This is a genomic window from Psychroserpens mesophilus, assembly GCF_050617655.1.
Taxonomy (GTDB): domain Bacteria; phylum Bacteroidota; class Bacteroidia; order Flavobacteriales; family Flavobacteriaceae; genus Psychroserpens; species Psychroserpens mesophilus_A.
Genome location: NZ_JBODQC010000574.1, coordinates 1 through 230 on the forward strand (window position 1 = coordinate 1; position 230 = coordinate 230).

General features: G+C 75.2%; 1 protein-coding gene. It reads right to left on the bottom strand.

Going from position 1 to position 230, the window contains the following annotated elements; genetic code table 11:
• On the bottom strand, window positions 1-230 hold a 230-nt coding region (locus tag ACRHNM_RS18485; RefSeq protein WP_431138083.1), incomplete at both ends, for a hypothetical protein.

Genomic DNA, 230 nt, shown 5'->3' on the forward strand with positions numbered 1-230 from the left:
CATGTCGGCGTTGTCATCGGCGCAGACGATGCGGGCACGCGGGGGCAGGGCACCACCGTGCATGTCCCGCTGCATGTCCCGCTGCATGGGCCTGGCTTCGTCGCTGGCGGCCGGGGCGGGCTCGCCGGGCAGCCAGCACAGGGCCTCATCCACCTGCGGGTGCGATGCAGGCGGGCGCGCGGGCCGGTGCTCGGCCGGAAGATGCGCATGCCCCCTGGGCAGGCGCACGG